We start from the raw sequence: 455 nt of genomic DNA on the forward strand, positions 1-455 counted from the left end.
ATATCGTGCTGCGGGGCAACACGGACGGAGGCCCCGGTCCGGAGCTGTTCGAGCTGGGCGGGATCATCGCCTCGACTTTCATATTGCTGACAAGCAGCTTCACCAGCGGGCTCGCCGTGCTTGCAATGAATCAAGGCAACAAAAAAGCGCTGATCGGCTGGCTCGCGGTAACCGTGCTGCTCGGCGCGTCCTTCATCTATCTGGAAGTGACGGAATTTGCGAAGCTGGTTGAAGAGGGCGCAAACATCGGTACCAGCGCCTTCTGGTCGGCGTTCTACACGCTGGTCGGCACGCACGGACTTCACGTTTCGGTCGGTCTTGTCTGGATGACGGCGCTCATGATCCAGATCGCCCGCCGCGGCATCACGCCGGTGACGAAGCGCAAGGTGAATATCGTCAGCCTGTATTGGCACTTTCTCGACGTCGTCTGGATCTTCGTCTTCACGATCGTGTAT

1 protein-coding gene is annotated in these 455 nt (G+C 58.7%); it reads left to right on the forward strand.

The annotated features are described in order from the left end of the window. On the forward strand, positions 1-455 hold a 455-nt coding region (locus C1631_RS23635; protein WP_109714496.1), incomplete at both ends, for a cytochrome c oxidase subunit 3.

It is taken from the genome of Chryseobacterium phosphatilyticum, assembly GCF_002899825.2.
GTDB classification, from domain to species: domain Bacteria; phylum Bacteroidota; class Bacteroidia; order Flavobacteriales; family Weeksellaceae; genus Chryseobacterium; species Chryseobacterium phosphatilyticum.